The sequence below is a fragment of the Flavobacterium psychroterrae genome, assembly GCF_018380615.1.
GTDB lineage: Bacteria > Bacteroidota > Bacteroidia > Flavobacteriales > Flavobacteriaceae > Flavobacterium > Flavobacterium psychroterrae.
The window spans coordinates 23,461-45,828 of the sequence record NZ_JAGYVZ010000032.1; the positions used below are offsets into that span (position 1 = coordinate 23,461).

A 22,368-nucleotide genomic window follows, 5' to 3' on the forward strand; every position below is an offset into this window, starting at 1 on the left:
TAACATACAAATAAGTAAAAAAATCTTTGCGAACGTTGCGGTAAAAACCTCACAACACGTAACAATTTTACAATCTTAACGTCATACTGTTTCACTGAATTTTTTAATTTAATCTAAAAAAGAGATGAATAACAGAAGAAACTGGCTAAGACAAATAGGTTTAGGCACAATAGGTTTAGGTTTTATTCCATTTGAAACGTTTGCAAATCCTCTAGCAGAAGATTATGTTTTACCTGATTTTGATAATTCACCTATATTATTAAGATCAAATGAAAATCCTTACGGTCCTTCTCCGCTTGCTCGAATCGCAATGACAAAAAGCGTCAATAATAGTAATCGATACGGCTGGAATCTTGAATCGGAATTAATTTCGGCTCTTGCCAAAAAGAACAATGTTGCAGACAATAACATTTTACTTGGTGCAGGTTCAACAGAAATTTTAGATTTAGTACTTCAATATACTGCTTTAAAGAAAGGTAATTTTATAATGGCAGAAACCACATACAATTACTGGACAGCTCCTTGTGAAAAATTAGGACTTAAAAAAATTAAAATTCCATTAACCAAAGACAAAAAACATGATTTAACGGCAATGCTGAAAGCAATTGACGCCGATACAAAAATGATCTACATCTGTAATCCTAATAATCCAACAGGAACAATATGCGATAGAGAAAAACTGGTATCATTTATAAATGAAGCAACCAAAAAAGTTATTGTATTTGTAGACGAAGCTTATATCGATTTTACTAAAGAGCAATCATTGAGCAACTTAGTTACAGAGAATAAAAACCTAATCATTGCTAAAACTTTTTCAAAAATGTATGGATTAGCTGGCGCACGCATTGGTTATGCCATTGCAAATCCTGCTACTATTGAAGAAATTGGCAGTTTAAAATCATCTGCTAACGATTCCGTAGGCGTTGTTTCAACTGCAGGCGCAATAGCATCTTTACAAGATGAAAATTTCGTTAAACAAGTAAATTCCAACAATGAAGAAGTTAAGAAATATACTATTGACCAACTTACCCAATTAAACTTAACTTGTATTCCGTCTTATTCGAATTTCATTTATTTCTCTTTAGAAAACTACAAAAAAGATTATTTTAAGCAATTAGAAAATCATAATATATTAGGAACAAAAATCTATGAAGAAAACGGAAAGTGGACCAGAATCACTATTGGAACTATGAAGGAAATGCAGCTTTTTATTGCAGCTTTAAAGTAAAATTTTATTATCCGTTATTTTTCAGAAAATCTATTCAAATAAATTATAATCGTTACTTTTGATCTCAGAATTATCCCGAAATTTCGGGATTCAAAAAGCATTTTATTTATGGAAATCCAATCCAATTTTTCTTTAAAAAACTACAATACTTTTGGCATTGAAGCCAAAGCAAAACAATTTGTTGCCATTCATTCTGTAGATGAATTGAAAACCATTTTAGAAAAATATAAAAACGAGAAAAAATTTATTTTAGGCGGCGGAAGCAATATGCTTTTGACCAAAGATATTGATGCGTTGGTGATTCATATTGATTTAAAAGGCAAAAAAATCATTAAAGAAGATGAAGATTCTGTCTGGGTTGAAAGTCAGGCGGGAGAAACCTGGCATGATTTCGTACTTTACACTATCGAAAACAATTTTGGCGGTTTAGAAAACATGTCGCTTATTCCCGGAAATGTTGGTACAACTCCGGTTCAGAATATTGGCGCTTATGGAACCGAAATAAAAGACACTTTTGTTTCTTGCGAAGCTATCAATATTAATTCTCAGGAAATAAAAACATTTATAAATGCTGAATGTAATTTTGGTTACAGAGAAAGCATTTTTAAAAATGAAGTTAAAGATCAATATATAATTACATCTGTAATCTATAAATTGACGAAACGCAATCACAAAATCAATACTTCATACGGAGATATTACGGCTGAATTGACCAAAAATAATATTACAACTCCAACTCTTAAGGAGGTAAGTAATGCCGTAATTGCAATCAGACAAAGCAAATTACCGGATCCGAAAGAACTGGGAAATAGCGGAAGCTTCTTTAAAAATCCAATTTTATTAAAATCTGATTTCGAGAAAATTCATCAAAAATTTCCGGAAATGAAATATTATGAAATTTCAGCAACTGAAGTAAAAGTTCCTGCTGGATGGTTAATTGAACAAGCGGGTTTTAAAGGAAAACGTTTTGGAGATGCGGGAGTTCATAAAAATCAGGCATTGGTTTTAGTAAATTACGGGAACGCAACAGGACAGGAAATTTTAGCCGTTTCCAGAGATGTTCAAAAAACTGTTTTTGAAACTTTTGGCATTCATATCGAAGCCGAAGTAAATGTAATTTAATCGCTGATTTACGAATCATATTCTATAAATGAAGAAACTTAATATCAAGGTTGCTGTAATTCAATTATTGGGAATGATTTTCCTTGTTAATGGTATTATGCAATTACGATTTTATACTGTTGCAGAAAAAATGATTTGTGCAAAAACTCATTTTTCAGATCAAAAATCTGAATGTTGTGATAAATTTTTTCCAACAAAAGAAGATATTCCTATTTTTTGGCCCAACGTTTACATCTGGATATTTTTTGGATTATTATTCGGGATCATAATTGTTTCTTTCCTCAACTGGAAAAATAAACTTTCCCCATTAAACAGTATTATAGTTGCAGTCGCAATGTACTTTATTTTAAGACTTAAGTTTTTTAGAAAAGGAGTAATATCACGTGTATTTAACTTTTTCAGAACCGCATTTTCTGATGATTTTGAAACACAATGTTTAATTGAAGGTGTTACTTTCACTATTATTGGAATTTTCACTTTATATTTAAGTACGAATCGAAGTTCATTTAATTTGAACAAAAAGGGTATTGAAATTTAAAAATAATGGCAGAAATAATTTCTATCAGGACAGTAAATCCAGACAATGAAAAAGTGCTGGCAATCACGGAAGAATTGTCTGAAAATCTTTATCTTCGTTTTGGAAGTGACGGAAAAAATTCTTTTCAGGATTGGCAAAACAACAACTCGAAATTTGTATTTGTTATTGCCGAAATTAATGATGAAGTTGTTGGTTGCGGAGCAGTCCGACCTATCGACGAAAATACGGGAGAAATAAAAAGAATGTATTCTAAATTTCCCGGAAAGAAGATTGGTAAAACTATTTTATTATTTTTAGAAGAAAAAGCAGCAACACTGGGATATACTGATTTGGTTTTAGAAACACGATTAAAAAATGAAAGTGCTATTCAATTTTATCAAAAACAAGGCTATAAAATCATTCCGAATTACGGAAAATATACAGATCGACCAGAAGCTATTTGTTTGGGAAAATCTTTAAATCAAAATTCATAAAAATGTATACTCCTACTATATACAAAGACGAAGATCCAGAATCAATCAGAACTTTTTTGAAAGAAAATAGTTTTGGAATCCTCGTAAATCAGACTCAAGGAAAATTTTGTGCCACACATATCCCAATAGAACTTGAAATTAATGCTGACGGAAAAGAAATTTTAGAAGGTCATATTTCAAAACTGAATCCGCAAGCAGAAGGTTTTAACGAAAACGATCAGGTTTTAGCGATATTTTCAGGTCCGCACAGTTATATTTCATCTTCATGGTACGATCATGAAAATGTACCCACCTGGAACTATATAGCCGTACATGTTTATGGAAGAATCAAAATTGTTGACTACGAAACAGGAGTTGAACAACTCAAAAAATTAGTAGATAAATACGAAGCAAATTCAAAAAATCCCGTTCGTGTTGAAGATTTGTCTGTAAAAACAATGCGCGAAGCGAGAGGAATTTTTGCTTTTGAAATTGAAATTGATGAGATTCAGGCAACCAAAAAACTATCTCAAAACAGAGATGATCACAATTATAAAAATATAATTTCAGAGTTAGAAAAAACCGAAAACCCTCAGGCTATTGCTGTTGCGAACGAAATGTCAAAATGCCGAAAGTAAATTGGCTTTAGCCATTGAAATCTAGGAATTCATAAGTACATTTGCACGCGCAAGATTCAGAAATTAAAAGACATTAAAATCAGATGCTTATAACTTTATTTTACTTCTTTATTGCTATTGTTTTTATTCAAATTTTCTATTACTTAGGAATTTTTGGAAAATTTGCTTTTGGAAAACCACAAGAGATTACATCAAAAAAACTCCCCGTTTCAGTAATTGTTTGTGCTAAAAATGAAGAAGAAAATGTCAAAAAGTTCATTCCGCTATTAGCAGAACAAGATTACCCTGATTTTGAAATTGTTTTAATTGACGATGCTTCAAGCGACGAAACATTAGAAGTGTTTGAGCAATTTGAACAACAATATCCTAACATTCGTTTGGTTAAAGTACAAAATAACGAAGCATTTTGGGGTAATAAAAAATACGCTTTAACTTTAGGGATCAAAGCTTCAAAAAAAGAATATTTACTTTTTACAGATGCAGATTGTTACCCAACTTCAAAAGACTGGATTACTGCAATGACTTCGCAATTTACCATGAACAAAACAATTGTTCTGGGTTATGGCGGTTACGAAAAAATCGAGCGTTCTCTATTGAATAAAATTATCCGTTTTGAAACTGTTTTAACAGCTGTGCAATATTTTTCGTGGGCAAAATTAGGACTTCCTTATATGGGCGTTGGTCGAAATTTAGCGTATAAAAAAGAAGAATTTTTTAATGTAAATGGTTTTATTGAGCACATACAGATTCGTTCAGGCGATGATGATTTGTTTATCAATCAGGCTTCAACTAAAGAAAATACAACCATTTCATATACACCGGAAAGTTTCACTTATTCAAAACCAAAAGAAACTTATGGAGAATGGTTTACTCAAAAAAGAAGACATATATCTACTGCTGAACATTATAAGTTTTTTGATAAAATGCAGTTAGGTTTATTCTTTATCTCACAATTATTTTTCTTTTTATTAGTTATTATATTATTGGCTTTTCAATTTCAATGGATTGCTGTATTGGCCATTTTAGCAACACGATATACTATAGTATGGACTGTAATTGGATTTTCTGCAGGAAAATTAAAAGAAAATGACCTTAAAATTTGGTTTCCTATAGTAGAAATCATGCTTATATTCACGCAAATTAATATCTTTATAACTAATATCTTTTCAAAACCTGTATATTGGAAATAAATTCTAAAATAGAAAAAGCAAAAAAGGGCGATCAGATCGCCTTTACTTTTTTATTAGATTATTTCTGGAATGAAGTTTACGGCTTTATGCTTAAACGTACAGAAAACGAAACTACTGCCGAAGATATTACTATTGAAACCTTCTCGAAAGCATTTGACAAAATAGCATCTTACAACCCTGAATTTCAATTTAATACCTGGTTAATTGCTATTGCAAAAAATGTTTATATTGATTTATTACGTAAAAAGAAAACCAATCTTTTTATAGAAATCACTGATACCGAAGACCAACAGGCTTATAATATTGCCGATACCACTCCATCTGCGGAAGATGCTTTAATTAAAGAACAAAATCTTTCCCGCTTACTTCAATGCATCAAAGAACTTAAACCACATTATCAGGAAGTAATTCATTTACGCTACTTTCAGGAAATGACTTATCAGGAAATCGCACTTAAAATCGATGAGCCTTTGAGCAACGTAAAAGTAAAATTACTTCGCGCTAAAAAATTATTAGCTGAAATTATCGAACGTAATAGATAATTTATTATCTTTAGATAAAGAATAAGATATCATTCGATTTATTCTTAAAAAAGTAAACTTTCCACACTTTAAAACTACAACATTCTGTTGTTAGCTAAACCCAAAACCTTATTGCTTATGAGTTAAACGTTACTTAACCTTAAAATCCATAATCATGTCTAAATCCAGTATCTACAAAGCAAGTTGGACCAATCTTGTTTTCGAAAACAAAAACAAAGAGTACGGTGCGTATCAATTACGCCAGGAGAATTCAAAAACCACCATTACCGCTCTATTTATGGGTTTGCTATTATTAGCAGCTTTAGCAAGTGTATCAATGTTAATTAACAAATTTAGGACGGTAGCTCCCGTAGAAGAGCCAGTTATTTACGAGCCTTTAACTCCTGTGGACATGACTCCAATGCCAGTTCAGCCAGTTAAACCTGAACCAACTATTCCTCAGCAACAAAGTGCAGCCGCAGCACCGTCTACAAGTACGCAATTAACACATCCTGTTATTGCTGCACCAGATCAGGAACTTCCGGAAATTGCTACTAATGTAAATAACACAACGGGAATACAAAATCCTGAAGGAGCAGGACCTGGTGTGAATACAATGCCAGCAACTGGCGGAAATCCAGAAGTTGTAATGGCAGTACCAATAACCAACGAGGCTATACCAACAGATGCTCTAGATAAACTACCAGAATTTCCGGGAGGAATGGCTAAGTTTTACACTTATGTAGGTAATAACTTTAACAAACCTGAACTTGATGCTGACAGAACATTAAAAGTGTACGTTTCGTTCGTAATTGAAAGAGACGGTTCTATTACTGATATCATGGTAAAAAATGATCCTGGTTACGGACTTGGAAAAGAAGCGATCAGAGTTTTAAAATCACTAAAAACAAAATGGATTCCCGGAGTATTAAACGGGAAAGCAGTTCGAACTGCCTATAATCTTCCAATAACTATAAAAACGGAAGCAGAATAAATAAACAAAAAGCAGAATTTAGGTTCTGCTTTTTTTATGCTTTTCATTGAAATTAGGAAATTAAAAAAAGATTAGTTTTTTTTTAAATCACGCAAAGTCCCGAAGTCGCAAAGTTTTTAAATTTAACTCTTTGCGACTTCGCGGCTTTATGCTATTAAATTTTAATCTCTTAATACTTAGAAAAACGATATTATTTTTAATTTTAATTACTTTTACAACTCCTAAAAAGGAAAATCAAAATCTATTAAAATTAAAAACTAAAAAATGGGAATATTTTCAGCTATTCTTGGTAACGCTGGTTCAGTAAGTCAGGAAGATTTAATTAAAAAATACGGTCAGCTTTTAACTGATAATGAAGAAATCGAAATGGGTTTTAAACTTATTCGTGACACGTTTATTTTCACGAACAAACGATTAATTCTGGTTGACGTACAAGGAATTACAGGAAGTAAAACCGAATACAAATCAATCGCTTATAAAAGCATTACTCGCTTTAGCGTAGAAACTGCCGGAACTTTTGATCTTGATGCCGAATTAAAAATATGGGTTTCAAGTGAATTAAATCCAAGTATCGTAAAACAGTTTAATAAATCTGTAAATGTGTACGATGTACAAAAAGTATTGGCTTTTCACGTTTTAGGCTAGACCATAAAACAACAAACCCGACAAATTTAAAATCTGTCGGGTTTTGTATTTTTAAACTAAAGATATTATTTCTTTTTAGTCGTCGTTTTTTTAGTTGTGGTCGTTTTCTTGGTGGTTGTTTTTACAACCGGCGCAGTATTTACAATTTTTTGTTGCACATATGCTTTATACAAACCATCTTTTTCTGCTCTGGCTTTAGCATCATCAGCTCTTTGTTTTGAATCCGGATGTGAACTCATCATCTGATCAATGAACGAAGCTTCAGTACCTTCACTCATTTTTGCCAGAATTCTAAAAGCAGATTCTTCAGCATTTACATTGTATCCATTTTTCTTTAAAAAGTTATAAGAAAATAAATCCGCTTCTGATTCTTGCTTACGGCTAAATTTACTGTCAATAATAGAACTTCCTATTTTTCCTAACTGACTATCAGTTACACTTGCAATTGTTGCTGATTGTGAAGCTGCTCCTTCTAATAAAGCTTCTTTTCTATACGCTGCTTTTATTGCATCTCTTGAATCATTATTAGCAACGTGACCAATTTCGTGACCAATTACAGCTAATAATTCATTATCATCCATAATATCCATTAATCCTGAATATACACGAACACTTCCATCTGCAGTTGCAAATGCATTTACTTCTTTAAGTTTGTAAACTTTATAGTTTAAGGTATAACCATCGCCCGCAGTATATTTCCCAAATACTCTGTTCAATCTTAAAGTATAAGGATCAGTCGCTGCTGCAACTTCATGCTCCGTATCCATTTTATCTACTGCAGCTTTAGACAGCGCAGCGGCATCAGCATTACTAAAAGTAAAACCTGTCACTCCTTTTTGAACAGCTCCAAGGGCTTTTTCTCCAAAATTAATCTGCGCATTCATTTTAGTAAAACCAAAAGTGGCAAACAAAACTCCCAATACAATAAATTTCTTTTTCATGTTTTATATTATTACAATTTAACAACAAATGTATTACAATGTTTACGTATTTCTATTTGAATTAAAATCATTTTATAACAAATAAAGATATAAATATTAAACGAGTAAAAATCAGCATTATGTCATTATTATTCTTCTTATTGAAATTTTCAAACAAAAGAAAGCCATTTTAATTAGCATCATGATTTAAAAACAATAATTTAACACGACCGTAAATTTATTATCAAAAAGGTTTTTTCAAACTATTACCGATCAATATCAAATTAAATCCTAAACGAATCTCCAAATAAACTACATTCGTTATCTTTGTACTTTGAATTTTGATATATGGAAACAGTCGTTGAAAATGTACCTGTTGGAAAACCTAAATGGTTAAAAGTTAAACTTCCAATTGGACAAAAATATACTGAACTTCGCGGTTTAGTCGATAAATATAGCTTAAACACCATTTGTACCTCAGGAAGTTGCCCAAATATGGGTGAATGCTGGGGCGAAGGAACAGCAACTTTTATGATTTTAGGAAACGTTTGTACCCGTTCATGCGGATTTTGCGGTGTAAAAACTGGTAGGCCTGAAACGGTAGACTGGGACGAACCTGAAAAAGTAGCGCGTTCTATAAAAATCATGAATATCAAACACGCTGTAATCACAAGTGTTGACAGAGATGATTTAAAAGATGGCGGTTCTATTATCTGGATTGAAACTGTAAAGGCAATTCGCAGAATGAACCCAAATACTACGCTTGAAACTTTAATCCCTGATTTTCAGGGAATCGAAAGAAATATTGACAGAATTGTAGAGGCAAATCCTGAAGTGGTATCTCATAATGTTGAAACGGTGCGCCGTTTGACTCGTGAAGTACGTATACAGGCAAAGTACGATCGTAGTTTAGAAGTTTTACGTTATCTGAAAGAAAAAGGAATCAACAGAACTAAATCCGGAATTATGTTAGGTCTTGGAGAAACTGAAGAAGAAGTTTTCCAGACTATGACAGATTTACGTAATGCAAATGTTGATGTTGTTACAATTGGCCAATACCTACAGCCAAGTAAAAAACATTTACCAGTAAAAGAATTTATAACACCAGATCAGTTCGCAATTTATGAGAAATTTGGTCTTGAATTAGGTTTCCGTCATGTTGAAAGCGGACCTCTTGTTCGTTCTTCATACAAAGCACAAAAACATATTCTTTAAAAAAAATTTAATCGTTTATTCGTTTGATTGGTATATCGATTAAACGAATAGACTGTTAATAAATAAACAAAAAGTTTAATCGTTTATTCGTTTAGCCATCAAGATGAGAAAACAATAAACAGTTAAACAAATAAACAAATAAACAAAAAGTTTGAAAACTAGAATTGCTATTAATGGTTTCGGAAGAATTGGTAGAAATTTATTCCGTTTACTTTTAAACCATCCTGACATTGAAGTTGTTGCCATCAACGATATTGCCGATAATAAAACCATGGCACATTTAATAAAATACGACAGTATTCACGGTGTTTTGCCTTTTATTGTGAGTCATGACGAAAAAGGAATCATTGTCAACGAAAAACATTATTTGTTTTTTCACGAAAAAAAAATTTCAAATTTAGACTGGAAAAGCCATAATATTGATTTTGTAGTAGAATCTACAGGAAAATATAAAACGCACGAAGAACTAAATACACATCTTGAAGCAGGAGCAAAAAAAGTAATACTTTCGGCTCCATCAGAAGTGGATACTATAAAAACTGTAGTTTTAGGCGTTAACGAACACATTCTGGACGGAACAGAAGACATTGTTTCTAATGCAAGCTGTACCACAAATAATGCTGCTCCGATGATAAAAATCATTGATGAGTTGTGCGGAATCGAACAAGCTTACATTACAACAATACATTCTTACACAACAGACCAAAGCCTTCACGACCAGCCACATAAGGATTTACGTCGTGCAAGAGGCGCAAGTCAGTCAATTGTTCCAACAACTACAGGTGCAGCTAAGGCATTAACAAAAATTTTTCCTAAATTGCATGAAAAAATCGGAGGTTGTGGAATTCGCGTTCCTGTTCCCGATGGTTCATTGACAGATATTACGTTTAATGTAAAACGTGCTGTTACTATTGAAGAAATTAATAAAGCATTCCAAAAAGCCTCAAAGACAAATTTAAAAGGAATATTAGATTACACAGAAGATCCTATCGTTTCTGTTGATGTAATTGGCAATACACATTCGTGTTTGTTCGACGCACAATTAACTTCCGTTATTGATAAAATGGTAAAAGTTGTGGGCTGGTACGATAACGAAATTGGCTATTCATCAAGATTAATTGATTTGATTTTACTGATAAGAAAAACATAGAATAGATTCATTGTAAAAGCATTGCCATACATGAAATATCACCTTTTTATTGTTGCTTGTTTTTTTAATTCATTTTTGTATTCTCAAACCAAACAGAATACGGATAGTGTTTGCTATTACAACAAATTAGTAGACACTAACCTCTGCAATAAAAAATACAATAAGGCGGTTTTTTATACTAAAAAGTCAATTGATTTTTGCAAATCAAATCATAAAGAAGAAAATTTAGCCAATCAGACTTTTAAGCTTGGTAAAATTTATTACAATCAAAAAAATTACGAAGATGCACTTAAAAACTTTCATAAAAGCATTTCTTTATTTGAGAACATAAAACCAACTTGTACCAAAGTTCTGGCGTTACATTATATTGGCGTTACAAATACAGCAAAAGGCAATTACGACATCGCCGACATTTATTACAAAAAAGCCGAGAAACTTTTAAAGGAACTTAAAATTGTTGACAATGCAGAAGTTTTAAGGTATCAAAAGGCGATGGCTCTTAAAGCAAATAACAACTTACCCCTGGCAGCAAAATATTTTCGCCAAATTATTCAAAAAAGAGACAATCCTTCTTTAATAAAAAACAAAGCTAATTCGTATTATCAACTTGGTTTAATTGAATCACAGCTAAAACGAAATGACTCGGCTATTATTTATTTTGACAATGCTTTAGACTACAATGAAAAAAACGCAAATCTGGCACAGAAATCGAAAATTATTTTAGCAATAAGTCAATATTATAAACAAAATAAAAATTTTGACCTCGCTTACTCCTATTTAGACGAACATTATCAGATAGAGAATTATCTTTTAAAAGTAAAAAATGCAAAATTAGATCTTAACGAGTTTGAGGAATTCAAAAAAAATCAGTCGTTAAATAGTACTCTTAAACGCGAAAGCGAAGAAAAAATACAATTAAAAACATATCGTTATTCAAAACTGGTCAGCATTTTAGCTATTGCACTTATCTCAATATTATCACTTTTGAGTTTGGCACTTTATAAAAATAATATTATTCGAAATCAGAATAATTTACTTTTAAGAGAGAAAAACAAAGAACTTATTATAGCCAAAAATAAAGCGGAAAAAGCATCAAAAGCCAGATCTGAATTTTTATCAACAGTAAGTCATGAACTTCGAACTCCGCTAAATGCTATTAACGGAATCACACACTTACTTCTTGAGGACAATCCTAAAAAAACGCAATTAAAGTATTTAGAATCTTTAAAATTTTCAGGAAATTACCTTACTACTTTCATAAACGAAATCCTGGAAATAAATAAAATCGACTCGACTAAGGTTGAAATAGAAAATATTTGCTTCAATTTAAAAGAGTTGTTATTTAATATTCAAACCTCATTAAAAGAATTAGCTACTGCTAACAAAAACTATTTTAATCTAGAAATTGACGAAGCAATTCCGGACAATTTAATTGGTGATCCTACTAAAATATCTCAAATTATTTTAAATCTGATTAACAACGCATTAAAATTTACACAAAACGGAAATGTAAATGTAATTGCAAAATTATATGCTATAGCGGAGGAAAATGCCACTGTTTATTTTGAAATTGTTGACACCGGAATTGGGATTCCCGAAGATAAATTACAAACGGTTTTTGAAAGTTTCTCGCAAGGATCCATTGAAGTCAACCGAAAATATGGCGGTACTGGTTTAGGGCTTACCATCGTAAAAAAACTGATTGAACTTTTAGGCGGCGAAATAAAATTAAAAAGTGAAGTTGGCAAAGGTTCTACTTTTACTTTTAAACTTAACTTTAATATTAACAAAGAACCTTTGGAAGTTTCAGAAGAAACAAAACCATATAACGACAAACAATTAAAACACAAATCGATTTTGTTGATTGAAGATAACAAAATCAATCAGATGATTACTCGTAAAATGCTTGAAAACAAAGTAATTACCTGCGAAATAATCGATAATGGCGAGGATGCTGTTGAACTTTTAAAAGTAAAACGTTTTGATATGATTTTAATGGATGTTCATTTACCGGGAATCAACGGAACAACTGCCACCAAACTTATTAGGGAATTTGACAAAACAACGCCTATTATCGCTTTAACCGCTATTTCGCTTGACGAAAATAAGGATATGCTGTTATCTTTCGGGATGAACGACGTGATTACAAAACCATTTGTTCCGGATGAATTTTACAGTACAATCGCAAGGTTTTTTGATTGATTTTCTGTAAGTTACTAAGGTTCTGAGGTGTTAAATAACTAAGCTTGTTTTTATGTATTCTAAAATCGTTGTGTCAAAATTTTGATGATGATTTATAAATGTACTTTTTATGGGTAAATAATACAATTGCGAAACCAGTTTAGAATCTTTTAAACGTACATAATCTTTTTCTGTTGTAATAATCTTTTTATTTCCAGCCTTATTCTGAATCGATTCTAAATCTGAATCAGAGAAATTATGATGATCCGGAAAAGTCAGACATTCGTCATTTTCATTTTTTAAATAATCAAAAAACGGAGTTGGTTTTGCAATTCCTGCAAGAAGTAATTTCGATTCGTTTTTAATTTCACTTACAGCGACTTTTTCATCATTGCCATAAATATCATCATCATAATCTATAAAAGTGAAATATATTTGTTGCGAACAAGTCAGTTTCAATTTCAGGCGAATTTTTTCTTGTTCATCATCAGATAAATTCGTCGGACATTTTGTAACTATAATTATATTTGCCCTGTTTGCTCCGCTTCTGCTTTCGCGCAAATTTCCGGTTGGCAGCATAAAATCATCGGCATACAAATCGCCGTAAGAACTTAATAAAATATAAAACCCAGCTTTTACTTTCCTATGTTGATACGCATCATCTAATAAAATTACTTGTGGTTTTTCAGGCTGTGAAAGCAATTGCATTATTCCGTTTGTTCTGTTCGCATCAACAGCAACCTGAATATTGGGGAATTTTTGATAAAACTGAAAAGGTTCATCTCCTAAAATTTCAGCATTTGAAGTTGCACTGGCTAAAACAAAACCTTCAGACTTTCGTTTATAACCGCGGCTTAAAGTTGCAACATTATATTGATTGGCTAATAACCGAATAAGATATTCAATTTGAGGTGTTTTTCCGGTTCCGCCTACGCTTAAATTCCCAACAGCAATCACTGGAATATCAAATGAAGTTGATTTTAAAATCCCTTTATCAAAAAGTAAATTCCTGATTGTAGTAATGAATCCGTATAAAACGGAGAAAGGAAAAAGTATTTTTCGAAGTAAGTTCATAAAATTATTTATCAGAATAATGTCCCATTGCAGAAATCACAAAAACGGTCACAATATCTTCCTGTACATTATATATAATTCTGTCCTTAGCATTTATTTCTCTTGACCAAAATCCATTAAGTCCGTGTTTTAATGCTTCTGGTTTTCCAACGCCTTCAAAAGGCGTGTCACTAAGTTCATCTAATATCTGACTGATTTTTTTAATACTAGCCTGATTACCAGCTTTAAAATGTTTTTTTAAATGTGACTCGGCCAATTTTTCTATTTTAAGCCTAAACTTCCCCATACATCTTTTGGATCAATTTCTGTATAATCACCTCGTTTCGCTGAATCTAAAACCATTTTTACAAATTCAGGATTATAAGTAGTTTCATCTTTTTTAATTTTCTTTGAATCTGTTTCAATAATTTCAATCCCATCAACACCTCTAAAAGTATCAGACATCGCAATAAAAGCTTTTCCAGCCTTTGTGCGTTCGTTTATTTTTATAGTTAGCGTTTTCATAGTCATTTGATTTAAATACAAAGATACAAAATTAGTAATATGAGTAATACGGTATTACTGGTAATACTAATTTGTAAAAAACAATATCACTCAAATATTTCAAAGTTGATGCGTTTATTCGTTAATTTGTTTCACGTTTCAAGTTTTTATTAGTAACATGAAACCTGAAACAAATAAAACCTGAAAACTAAAAATTCAAAATGAAAATCAAAGAAATATTAGCAGTTCTCGAAGAAATGGCACCTTTGGCTTACGCCGAAGATTTTGACAATGTTGGTCTTTTAGTTGGCGATAGCGAAACTGAAAGTACCGGAATTTTGGTTTGTCATGATGCTCTTGAAAATGTAATCGATGAAGCTATTGCTAAAAAATGTAATCTTGTAGTTTGTTTTCACCCGATATTATTCTCCGGAATTAAAAAAATTACAGGTAAAAATTATGTCGAACGTGCGATTTTGAAAGCCATCAAAAACGACATCGCAATTTATGCCGTTCATACTGCGCTTGATAATCATTCGGCTGGCGTAAATAAAATATTCTGCGATGCTTTAGATTTAACGAATACTAAGGTTTTGATTCCGAAGCAAAATTTTATTCAAAAACTGGTTACTTATACCACTCCTGAAAATTCTGAAAAAGTTAGAAATGCCATGTTTCAGGCTGGCGCAGGAATAATTGGTAATTACGAAAATTGCAGTTTTAATACCGAAGGCTTTTTTACCTTTCAGGGTAATGAAAACAGCAATCCGGTAATTGGAGAAAAAGGAAAATTACATACAGGAACCGAAATAAAAATTGAGGTTATATTCGAAAAACATTTACAATCCAAAATCCTGAAAGCGCTTTTTGCGAATCATATATATGAAGAAGTAGCTTATGAAGTTTATGATCTCAAAAATTCACATCAAAATATTGGTTTGGGAATGATTGGCGAACTTGAAACTGAAATGGATGAAAAAGATTTTTTACACTTCGTTAAAGATAAAATGACTGCAGAAGGAATTCGACATTCTGCATTTTTAGGAAAGAAAATAAAGAAAGTTGCTGTTTTAGGCGGATCTGGAAGTTTTGCCATAAAAAGCGCAATCATGTCCGGAGCCGATGCTTTTTTGACGTCTGATTTAAAATACCATCAATTTTATGAAGCAGAAAACAGGTTACTTTTAGCCGATATTGGTCATTTTGAGAGCGAACGCTATACAAAAAACTATATTGTTGATTATCTTCGAAAAAAAATCCTTAATTTTGCCATCATTTTATCAGAAGAAAATACAAATCCAGTTAAGTACTTATAGAATATGGCGAATACGAAAGAATTAAGTGTTGAGGACAAGTTAAGAGCAATATACGATTTACAGCTTATTGACTCTAGAATTGACGAAATCAGAAACGTGAGAGGTGAACTTCCTTTAGAAGTGGAAGATCTTGAAGATGAAGTTGCAGGTTTAAGCACGCGTTCAGAAAAACTGAAAAGTGAACTTGAGGTTATTGAGGATCTTATCAAATCAAAGAAAAATGCGATTGATGAGCACAAAGAGGTTATCAAAAAATACACAAAACAACAAGAATCAGTTCGTAATAACAGAGAATTTAATTCTTTGACTAAAGAGGTTGAATTTCAGGAATTAGAAATTCAATTGGCTGAAAAGCAAATCAAAGAAATGAAAGCTTCTATCGAACATAAAAAAGAAGTTACTTCTAATTTAAAAGAAAAACTTGACGCTAAAAGTTCTCATTTAAAACATAAAAAATCTGAATTAGACGCTATTATGGCTGAAACTCAAAAAGAAGAAATCTTCTTATCTGAGAAATCAGCTGAGTTTTCTGCTCAGATTGAAGAAAGATTATTAGCTGCTTATACAAGAATCAGAACTAGTGTTCGTAACGGTTTAGCTGTTGTATCTATCGAAAGAGGAGCATCTGCAGGATCATTCTTCACTATTCCGCCACAAACTCAGGTTGAGATTGCTTCAAGAAAGAAAATCATTACTGATGAGCACTCTGGAAGAATTTTAGTTGACAGCGCATTAGCTGAAGAAGAAAAAGAAAAAATGGAACAATTGTTCTCGAAATTCTAAATACGAGTCCCGATTTAATCGGGACTTTTTTTTGCCTTTTTTTTGCCACAGATTAAAATGATTTTCACAGATTAGTAAAAAGTTCTGCCACGAATTTCACGAATTAGCACGAATTAATTAGTGGGAATTCGTGAAATTTGTGGCGAAAAAATACAGCTTAGTAAAATCTTTTAATCTGTGGCAAAACATTTTTCAGCAAGTTTAAAATCATATTTTTTATCTTTATAAAAAAATAAGTTTTGAGAATTAAAAAAGGAATATGTTTTATTACATTAAAATCTGTTGGGCAATATATCAACTTCTTAAGTTATGTTCGTCCACAAAAAGCTGTCGCACTTTCTTACGCACTTTTTAGCCAGCCCAGAATTGGAAGACTCCAAAAAGAAAACTTACCCAAAATATTAAAAAATACAGAAACGGAAACGTTTCATCATAACGAACATCATTTTCAAACCTATATCTGGAAAGGAAACGAAACTAAAATTTTATTAGTTCACGGATGGGAAAGTAACGCTTCGCGCTGGAAAAAAACTTTGCCACATCTTCAAAAATCCGGAAGTACTATTATTGCAATTGATGCTCCGGCTCACGGACAAAGCAGCGGTAAAGAATTTAATGTTCCGCTTTACGCCGAATTCATCAATAAAGCAGTCGAAAAATACCAGCCGACAATTATTATCGGGCATTCTATTGGTGGCGCAGCTTGTGTTTATCACCAATATTTATTCCCGAATACGAGTATTAATAAAATGGTGATTCTTGGCGCTCCATCTGATTTAAAAACATTGATTGACAATTATGTTTCAATGTTAAGTTTAAATACCAAAATATTTTCGCTTTTGGAAAGTCGATTTTTAACGCATTTCAATTTCAAACTGGAAGATTTCTCGGGACAAAAATTTGCTTCAGAATTTAATGTTGCAGGACTAATTGCACACGACACTTCGGACAAGATTGTAGCTTTTGCAGAAGGTAAAAAGATTGCCAGTAATTGGAAAAACAGTCAGTTTATCGAAACCAAAGGTTTAGGTCACGGCATGCACGATGACGATTTGTATGATAAAGTGATTGAGTTTTTGTTTTCGGAAGGTTCTGAGCCGCTAAGTCGCTAAGGCACTAAGTTTTTTTATTACTTTATGCATATTGTGCATTTTTTGCGGAGTTTCTAGTGTGGTCCTTCGTTCCTCAGGATGACAAGATTGGGATTAGAAAATTATGAGAATAAAAATCCGTCTAAATCTGCGTTTTTACGAAGTAAATCTGCGTCATCCGCGAACGAATTGTTTGTGTTAGTTTCTTACGGAGATCCTTCGTTCCTTAGGATGACAAGATTTTGCAGAAAAAATCTAAACAACTATTTTAAAATACTTCAAAAATTCTTTTTCTCCTTTTCCTGTAATAACAATTGCTCTTGAATTTGCGGTTCTTCTGATCCAGTCTTCATTGAGCATTTTATTTAATAGCAAGGTTCCTATTGAACCTGCGATGTGATTTCTTCGTTCGCTCCAATCCAGGCATGGTTTTAAAAATATTCGCTTTTGTTTTTGGGCTTCTTCAATATTAATTCCAAAATCTGAGAACCATTTTTTGCCTTCAGAACTAATTTCAAAAGTATTATTTTTTTCGATAATTATTTTTTGCTCTAATAAACTATCGGTTAAAGCTACACCAATTTTCCCCGCCAAATGATCGTAACACGTTCTGCAATATTTTACTGGAGGATAATTTTCAGGTTTGTTTTTTGAAGAAATTTCAGGTTTGGGTATAAGATTTGCCATTGACTCCACAACATAAGCTACTTCTTTATTTGAAAATCTATAGTATTTATGACGGCCTTGTTTTTCTACGCAAAGTAAATTGGCTTCAAGAAGTTTCCCTAAATGCATACTTATATTTTGCGGAGATGTATTTGCAGAGATTGCTAATTCTGTAGCCGTAAAAGCTCTTCCGTCCAGTAAAGTCCACATAATTGAGGCACGTGTTGGATCGCCAATTAATGCTGCCGCTTTTATAAATTGATCTTCCATTAAGTATTCATAGTTAAGTATAGAATGAAGTATTCCTTTGTAAAGTTAAATAACTTTGCTAAAAACAATTGATATGTCTTCTACTTTATTTCTTCAGTCTGATGTCTAGGATCCATTTTTAATATATGAAAATATGTTGGACAAAAACCCGATATATTGGGATGACGATAATAAAATCTGGACAATTTATTCTTATGTATATTGTGTTCAAATTTTAAAAAATCCTCACGCATTTATTCCAACTGTGAATAAAAACAATGAGCAAAAACTCAACAAATATGCTTTAAAAGTTTTGGTTAATTTAACTCGTTTATCAAATGGAATTGAGCATGAAATTTCGAGAGAGATTGCAAAGTTGCTATTTTCAAATATGAAATCTATTACTATCGAAACAATCATTTCTCCATTAATTGAAAAGGATCTAGTCGAAAATAAAATAGACTGGGTTAATTCGGTTTGTAAAAAATTACCAATTCTTATTCTCTTAAAAAGTTTTAGTTTTAGCAATAATGATTCTGATTTTATTTCGGATAAAATAGCAATTATATCCAAAATTATGCTTCCGAATAAAACGGAGGAACAGATAAAATCTATAAATGAAATTTCAGAATATCTTTATTTGATAGTCGAGAATCATTTATCATCTCAATCTTTATATGAAGATTCATTAATCAAAATGTCAAAATCAAATACACTTTCGCTTGACGAAATCAAAACAAAATTTGTGAGTAATTTGATTGGGCTGTTTATTCAATGCTATGATGCCGGGCGTGGAATTTTGAGTAATTCGTTATTACAGATTATCAAACATAAAACTTTTACCGATAAAACCGAAATTGAAAAATCTATTATCGAAACTTTACGATTTGATCCGCCAATTCATAATACACGAAGAATTGCGAATGATGATATTATCTTAGGAAATGCTTTAATTAAAAAAGGTGACTCTGTTTTAGTTGTCCTTGCAGCAGCAAATCGAGATTTAGAAAAGTTTGAAAATGCATCAATTTTCAATAGTAATCGTATCAATAATATTGAAAATCTAACTTTCGGCATTGGCGGTCATCAATGTTTGGCAAAACATTTTTCGGTTCAAATAGCAACAGAAACTTTATGGTATTTATTTGAAAATTATAAAAACGTTACTGTTTTAGAAAACAACATTCAGTACGAATCATTGATTAATGCCAGATTACCAAATGAAATCTGGATTTCAGCAAAATAATAAAAACACAAATTATGATAGCAGTAATTTTTGAAGTAATTCCTAACGAAGGAAAAAAGGCAGAATATCTAGAAATTGCAGCAAATCTGCGACCTGAATTAGACAATATCAAAGGTTTTATTTCGATAGAACGTTTTCAGAGTTTTAGCGATCCTGAAAAAGTTTTGTCTTTGTCATTTTGGAAAGATGAAGAAAGTATTCAACAATGGAGAAATCTGGAAATGCATCGCCACGCTCAGCAAAAAGGTCGAAATGAAGTTTTTAAAGAGTATCATTTAAGAATTGCAAATATTGTTCGCGATTATGGAATGTTCGACCGGGATGAAACGCCTGAGGATAGTTCGGAATTTCATAGTAAATAAAGGTGCAAAGTTACAGAGGTGCAAAGGGACAAAGGTTTTTTTTAGACTCTGAGGTTCTGAGTTACTAAGTTTTTTTGTGAATAACTTGTAGAATTCAAAATAATCCAACAATCTAAGAAGTCTAATAATCTAAAATTCTAACAAGTCTAAATTTTGACTACTTTTGCAGTATGGAAGAGAATTTAAAACGTCTGAATAAATTTATTGGTGAAACAGGATATTGTTCCCGCCGTGAAGCCGATAAACTTATTGAGGAAGGACGCGTGACAATAAATGGTGTTGTACCTGAGATGGGAACTAAAGTTTCTCAGAATGATGAAGTACGTATTGACGGAAAATTGATTGTAGAGAAACATGAAAAACTCGTGTATCTTGCTTTCAATAAACCTGTTGGAATTGAATGTACGACGAATTTAGAGGTTCGCAATAATATCGTGGATTATATAAATTACCCGAAACGTATTTTCCCAATTGGACGTTTGGACAAAGCCAGTGAAGGATTAATTTTCATGACGAATGATGGTGATATTGTGAACAAGATTTTACGCGCCAGAAATAATCACGAAAAAGAATATACCGTTACAGTAAATAAACCTATTACGGAACGTTTTATACAACGTATGGGAAATGGTGTTCCCATTTTAGATACGGTTACCCGAAAATGTAAAGTCGAACAAATTAGCCAATTCACGTTTAAAATCATTTTAACTCAAGGCTTAAACCGACAAATTCGTAGAATGACTGAATATTTGGGTTATGATGTTACGGCGCTTAAACGCATCAGAATTATCAATATATCGCTGGATATTCCGGTTGGTCGTTATCGTGATTTGACCGATGATGAAATTAAAGAGCTGAATCATTTAATTGAACCTTCGAGTAAAACCGAGGAAGCGAGTTTGCCAAAACCGGAAGCTCCAAGACGACGAACTGATTTTCTCTCGAAAGACGATGTTCCTAAACGAAGAACTGATTTTATCTCAAAAGATGATCCCCGATTTAAGAAAAAAGGAGATTATTAAATCCCATAAAAAAAATCCATTCGTTGATTCGAATGGATTTTTTTTATCTCTATTTAGAATCTGTTTTATCAGAACCATCTTCTTCTTTTGAATAAAAAAACGCCAAAAATCGATAATACAACAGATACAAAAAGAAGTATCCAAATACCGTATTTACTTTCTTCTAAACCATTTGGCACGTTCATTCCGTACAAACTGGCGATCAAAGTCGGTATCATAAGAATTATTGAAATTGAAGTCATTTGCTTCATAATATCATTCATGTTATTTGATATTACTGAAGCATAAGCATCCATCATTCCTGTCAAAATATTGCTGTAAATATTAGCTGTGTCTTGCGCCTGACTTAATTCGATGTCAACATCTTCTAATAAATCCTGATCAAAGTTTTCTCTTTGGGCTTTTAGATTTTTTATTCTGTGAAACAAAACATCATTTCCCTTTAATGAAGTAATAAAAAATACAAGACATTTTTCTATTTGTAAAAGTGCTTGTAATTCTTCATTTTTGATCGATTTTTCTAAGTTATCTTCGGCTAATTTTATCTTCTGATTAATTTGTTTCAGATATTTCAAATACCAAACACTTGATGACAATAACAATCTTAAAACAAGATCTAAGTTGTCTTTTATGATAATGTTTTTACGGTTCGTGTACTGTACAAAATCAGCAATAATTTCTGTTTCATAAAAACTGATGGTTACACAAACATCATCTTTAAAAATTAATCCTAGCGGTATAGTTTGAAAAGGTAATTTAATATCATTGCTTTTTATGGGAACACGCATGATAAATAAGGTCCAACCATCTTCAGATTCCATACGTGGTCTTTCGTCGATATCTTCGATATCATTGTAAAAGGCTTCGGGAATTTGAAGCTCTTCTAATAAGTATTTTTTTTCTGTTTCTGAAGGAGATTCAATGTTGATCCAGCAGTTTGGGGTCCATTCTTGTATCTCGATTAATCCGTTGTTGTTTTTGTAAAAGGCTTTCATTTCAAAATTGCAGGGTTTTATCATAGCATTTTGAAAAAATTCAAAAGCTATTTAATTTAATACTAACGAATAATAATCGTCCATTGGAGAAGTTTTTTTTAAGTGTTGCAAAAGTATCCTTTATTTTTAAGACCTAAAACTTTAAAATTATAATTAAATACATTAATGTCCGATAAAAAATAAAACCAAAAGAATTTATTTCTTATATGTCTCATTGTCAGTGTTTTAATTTTTTATTATTGTATTTTTTTAAAAACAGGTTATAAAATAAATGATAGTTGTTCTGA

General features: G+C 31.8%; 24 protein-coding genes. 18 read left to right on the forward strand and 6 right to left on the reverse strand.

The window, feature by feature from the left end:
- Nucleotides 1–124: 124 nt before the first annotated feature.
- From hisC to KHA90_RS22290, 9 genes are all read left to right on the forward strand, one after another.
- On the forward strand, nt 125–1,228 hold the full coding sequence (gene hisC / locus KHA90_RS22250; RefSeq protein WP_213306848.1) for a histidinol-phosphate transaminase: 1,104 nt from the start codon (nt 125–127) through the stop codon (nt 1,226–1,228).
- 108 nt (nt 1,229–1,336) lie between these two features.
- The gene (gene murB, locus KHA90_RS22255; RefSeq protein WP_213306849.1) at nt 1,337–2,350 is read left to right on the forward strand and encodes a UDP-N-acetylmuramate dehydrogenase; all 1,014 of its coding nucleotides are present in this window, start codon (nt 1,337–1,339) and stop codon (nt 2,348–2,350) included.
- 28 nt (nt 2,351–2,378) lie between these two features.
- Entirely contained in the window at nt 2,379–2,888 is a 510-nt protein-coding gene (locus KHA90_RS22260) for a hypothetical protein (RefSeq protein WP_213306850.1), read from the forward strand.
- Between the two features lie 5 nt (nt 2,889–2,893).
- Nucleotides 2,894–3,361 (forward strand): GNAT family N-acetyltransferase, encoded by a 468-nt coding sequence (locus KHA90_RS22265; RefSeq protein WP_213306851.1) that lies wholly within the window; start codon nt 2,894–2,896, stop codon nt 3,359–3,361.
- Nucleotides 3,362–3,363: 2 nt separating this feature from the next.
- Nucleotides 3,364–3,978: an FMN-binding negative transcriptional regulator gene (locus KHA90_RS22270; protein ID WP_213306852.1), complete on the forward strand. Its 615-nt coding sequence runs from the start codon at nt 3,364–3,366 to the stop codon at nt 3,976–3,978.
- An 83-nt stretch (nt 3,979–4,061) separates the two neighbouring features.
- Nucleotides 4,062–5,168: a glycosyltransferase gene (locus KHA90_RS22275; RefSeq protein WP_213306853.1), complete on the forward strand. Its 1,107-nt coding sequence runs from the start codon at nt 4,062–4,064 to the stop codon at nt 5,166–5,168.
- Nucleotides 5,159–5,710, forward strand: a complete 552-nt coding sequence (locus KHA90_RS22280) for an RNA polymerase sigma factor (RefSeq protein WP_213306855.1) — start codon at nt 5,159–5,161, stop codon at nt 5,708–5,710. Before KHA90_RS22275 ends, KHA90_RS22280 begins: the two co-directional genes overlap by 10 nt.
- A gap of 154 nt (nt 5,711–5,864) precedes the next feature.
- Nucleotides 5,865–6,683 carry an energy transducer TonB gene (locus KHA90_RS22285; RefSeq protein ID WP_213306857.1) on the forward strand — a complete coding sequence of 273 codons (819 nt, stop codon included), beginning with the start codon at nt 5,865–5,867 and terminating at the stop codon, nt 6,681–6,683.
- 264 nt (nt 6,684–6,947) lie between these two features.
- Nucleotides 6,948–7,328 (forward strand): PH domain-containing protein, encoded by a 381-nt coding sequence (locus KHA90_RS22290; protein WP_065450978.1) that lies wholly within the window; start codon nt 6,948–6,950, stop codon nt 7,326–7,328.
- A gap of 65 nt (nt 7,329–7,393) precedes the next feature.
- Here the strand turns inward: KHA90_RS22290 and KHA90_RS22295 are convergent, their stop codons facing one another.
- Nucleotides 7,394–8,269 (reverse strand): M48 family metalloprotease, encoded by an 876-nt coding sequence (locus KHA90_RS22295; RefSeq protein WP_213306859.1) that lies wholly within the window; start codon nt 8,267–8,269, stop codon nt 7,394–7,396.
- Between the two features lie 327 nt (nt 8,270–8,596).
- Here KHA90_RS22295 and lipA point away from each other — a divergent pair, with 327 nt between their 5' ends.
- The 3 genes from lipA (at nt 8,597) to KHA90_RS22310 (ending at nt 12,815) form a co-directional block, all read left to right on the forward strand.
- A complete protein-coding gene (gene lipA, locus KHA90_RS22300) occupies nt 8,597–9,463 on the forward strand; it encodes a lipoyl synthase (protein ID WP_213306861.1) in 867 nt (288 codons plus the stop codon).
- 151 nt (nt 9,464–9,614) lie between these two features.
- Nucleotides 9,615–10,613 (forward strand): type I glyceraldehyde-3-phosphate dehydrogenase, encoded by a 999-nt coding sequence (gene gap / locus KHA90_RS22305; RefSeq protein ID WP_213306872.1) that lies wholly within the window; start codon nt 9,615–9,617, stop codon nt 10,611–10,613.
- Between the two features lie 30 nt (nt 10,614–10,643).
- Nucleotides 10,644–12,815, forward strand: coding sequence for a tetratricopeptide repeat-containing hybrid sensor histidine kinase/response regulator (locus tag KHA90_RS22310; RefSeq protein WP_213306875.1), 2,172 nt, complete (start codon nt 10,644–10,646; stop codon nt 12,813–12,815).
- A 30-nt stretch (nt 12,816–12,845) separates the two neighbouring features.
- Here KHA90_RS22310 and lpxK read toward each other — a convergent pair whose 3' ends face one another.
- The 3 genes from lpxK to KHA90_RS22325 are packed head-to-tail and all read right to left on the reverse strand — an operon-like array spanning nt 12,846 to nt 14,372.
- Nucleotides 12,846–13,868 carry a tetraacyldisaccharide 4'-kinase gene (gene lpxK, locus KHA90_RS22315; RefSeq protein ID WP_213306878.1) on the reverse strand — a complete coding sequence of 341 codons (1,023 nt, stop codon included), beginning with the start codon at nt 13,866–13,868 and terminating at the stop codon, nt 12,846–12,848.
- 4 nt (nt 13,869–13,872) lie between these two features.
- Entirely contained in the window at nt 13,873–14,124 is a 252-nt protein-coding gene (locus tag KHA90_RS22320) for a Txe/YoeB family addiction module toxin (RefSeq protein WP_244860526.1), read from the reverse strand.
- A 5-nt stretch (nt 14,125–14,129) separates the two neighbouring features.
- Entirely contained in the window at nt 14,130–14,372 is a 243-nt protein-coding gene (locus tag KHA90_RS22325; protein ID WP_213306884.1) for a DUF2683 family protein, read from the reverse strand.
- A gap of 200 nt (nt 14,373–14,572) precedes the next feature.
- Between KHA90_RS22325 and KHA90_RS22330 the strand changes: the two genes are divergently transcribed.
- The 3 genes from KHA90_RS22330 to KHA90_RS22340 all read left to right on the forward strand — a co-directional run bounded on the left by KHA90_RS22330 (nt 14,573) and on the right by KHA90_RS22340 (nt 17,562).
- Complete coding sequence (locus tag KHA90_RS22330) at nt 14,573–15,667, forward strand: Nif3-like dinuclear metal center hexameric protein (RefSeq protein WP_213306898.1); 1,095 nt, start codon at nt 14,573–14,575, stop codon at nt 15,665–15,667.
- 3 nt (nt 15,668–15,670) lie between these two features.
- Complete coding sequence (locus tag KHA90_RS22335) at nt 15,671–16,450, forward strand: zinc ribbon domain-containing protein (protein ID WP_072964878.1); 780 nt, start codon at nt 15,671–15,673, stop codon at nt 16,448–16,450.
- Nucleotides 16,451–16,689: 239 nt separating this feature from the next.
- Nucleotides 16,690–17,562 carry an alpha/beta fold hydrolase gene (locus KHA90_RS22340; RefSeq protein ID WP_213306901.1) on the forward strand — a complete coding sequence of 291 codons (873 nt, stop codon included), beginning with the start codon at nt 16,690–16,692 and terminating at the stop codon, nt 17,560–17,562.
- A 234-nt stretch (nt 17,563–17,796) separates the two neighbouring features.
- On the opposite strand, the gene KHA90_RS22345 is transcribed toward KHA90_RS22340, so the two are convergent.
- Entirely contained in the window at nt 17,797–18,477 is a 681-nt protein-coding gene (locus KHA90_RS22345; RefSeq protein ID WP_213306904.1) for an ArsR/SmtB family transcription factor, read from the reverse strand.
- Nucleotides 18,478–18,610: 133 nt separating this feature from the next.
- On the opposite strand from KHA90_RS22345, the gene KHA90_RS22350 reads away from it, so the two are divergent.
- From KHA90_RS22350 to rluF, 3 genes are all read left to right on the forward strand, one after another.
- Nucleotides 18,611–19,702, forward strand: coding sequence for a cytochrome P450 (locus tag KHA90_RS22350; protein WP_213306907.1), 1,092 nt, complete (start codon nt 18,611–18,613; stop codon nt 19,700–19,702).
- Nucleotides 19,703–19,716: 14 nt separating this feature from the next.
- Nucleotides 19,717–20,064, forward strand: coding sequence for an antibiotic biosynthesis monooxygenase family protein (locus tag KHA90_RS22355; RefSeq protein WP_213306910.1), 348 nt, complete (start codon nt 19,717–19,719; stop codon nt 20,062–20,064).
- Between the two features lie 170 nt (nt 20,065–20,234).
- Nucleotides 20,235–21,086 (forward strand): 23S rRNA pseudouridine(2604) synthase RluF, encoded by an 852-nt coding sequence (gene rluF / locus KHA90_RS22360; protein ID WP_213306914.1) that lies wholly within the window; start codon nt 20,235–20,237, stop codon nt 21,084–21,086.
- A 68-nt stretch (nt 21,087–21,154) separates the two neighbouring features.
- Here the strand turns inward: rluF and KHA90_RS22365 are convergent, their stop codons facing one another.
- A complete protein-coding gene (locus tag KHA90_RS22365) occupies nt 21,155–22,105 on the reverse strand; it encodes a magnesium transporter CorA family protein (RefSeq protein WP_244860528.1) in 951 nt (316 codons plus the stop codon).
- Between the last annotated feature and the right edge of the window lie 263 nt (nt 22,106–22,368).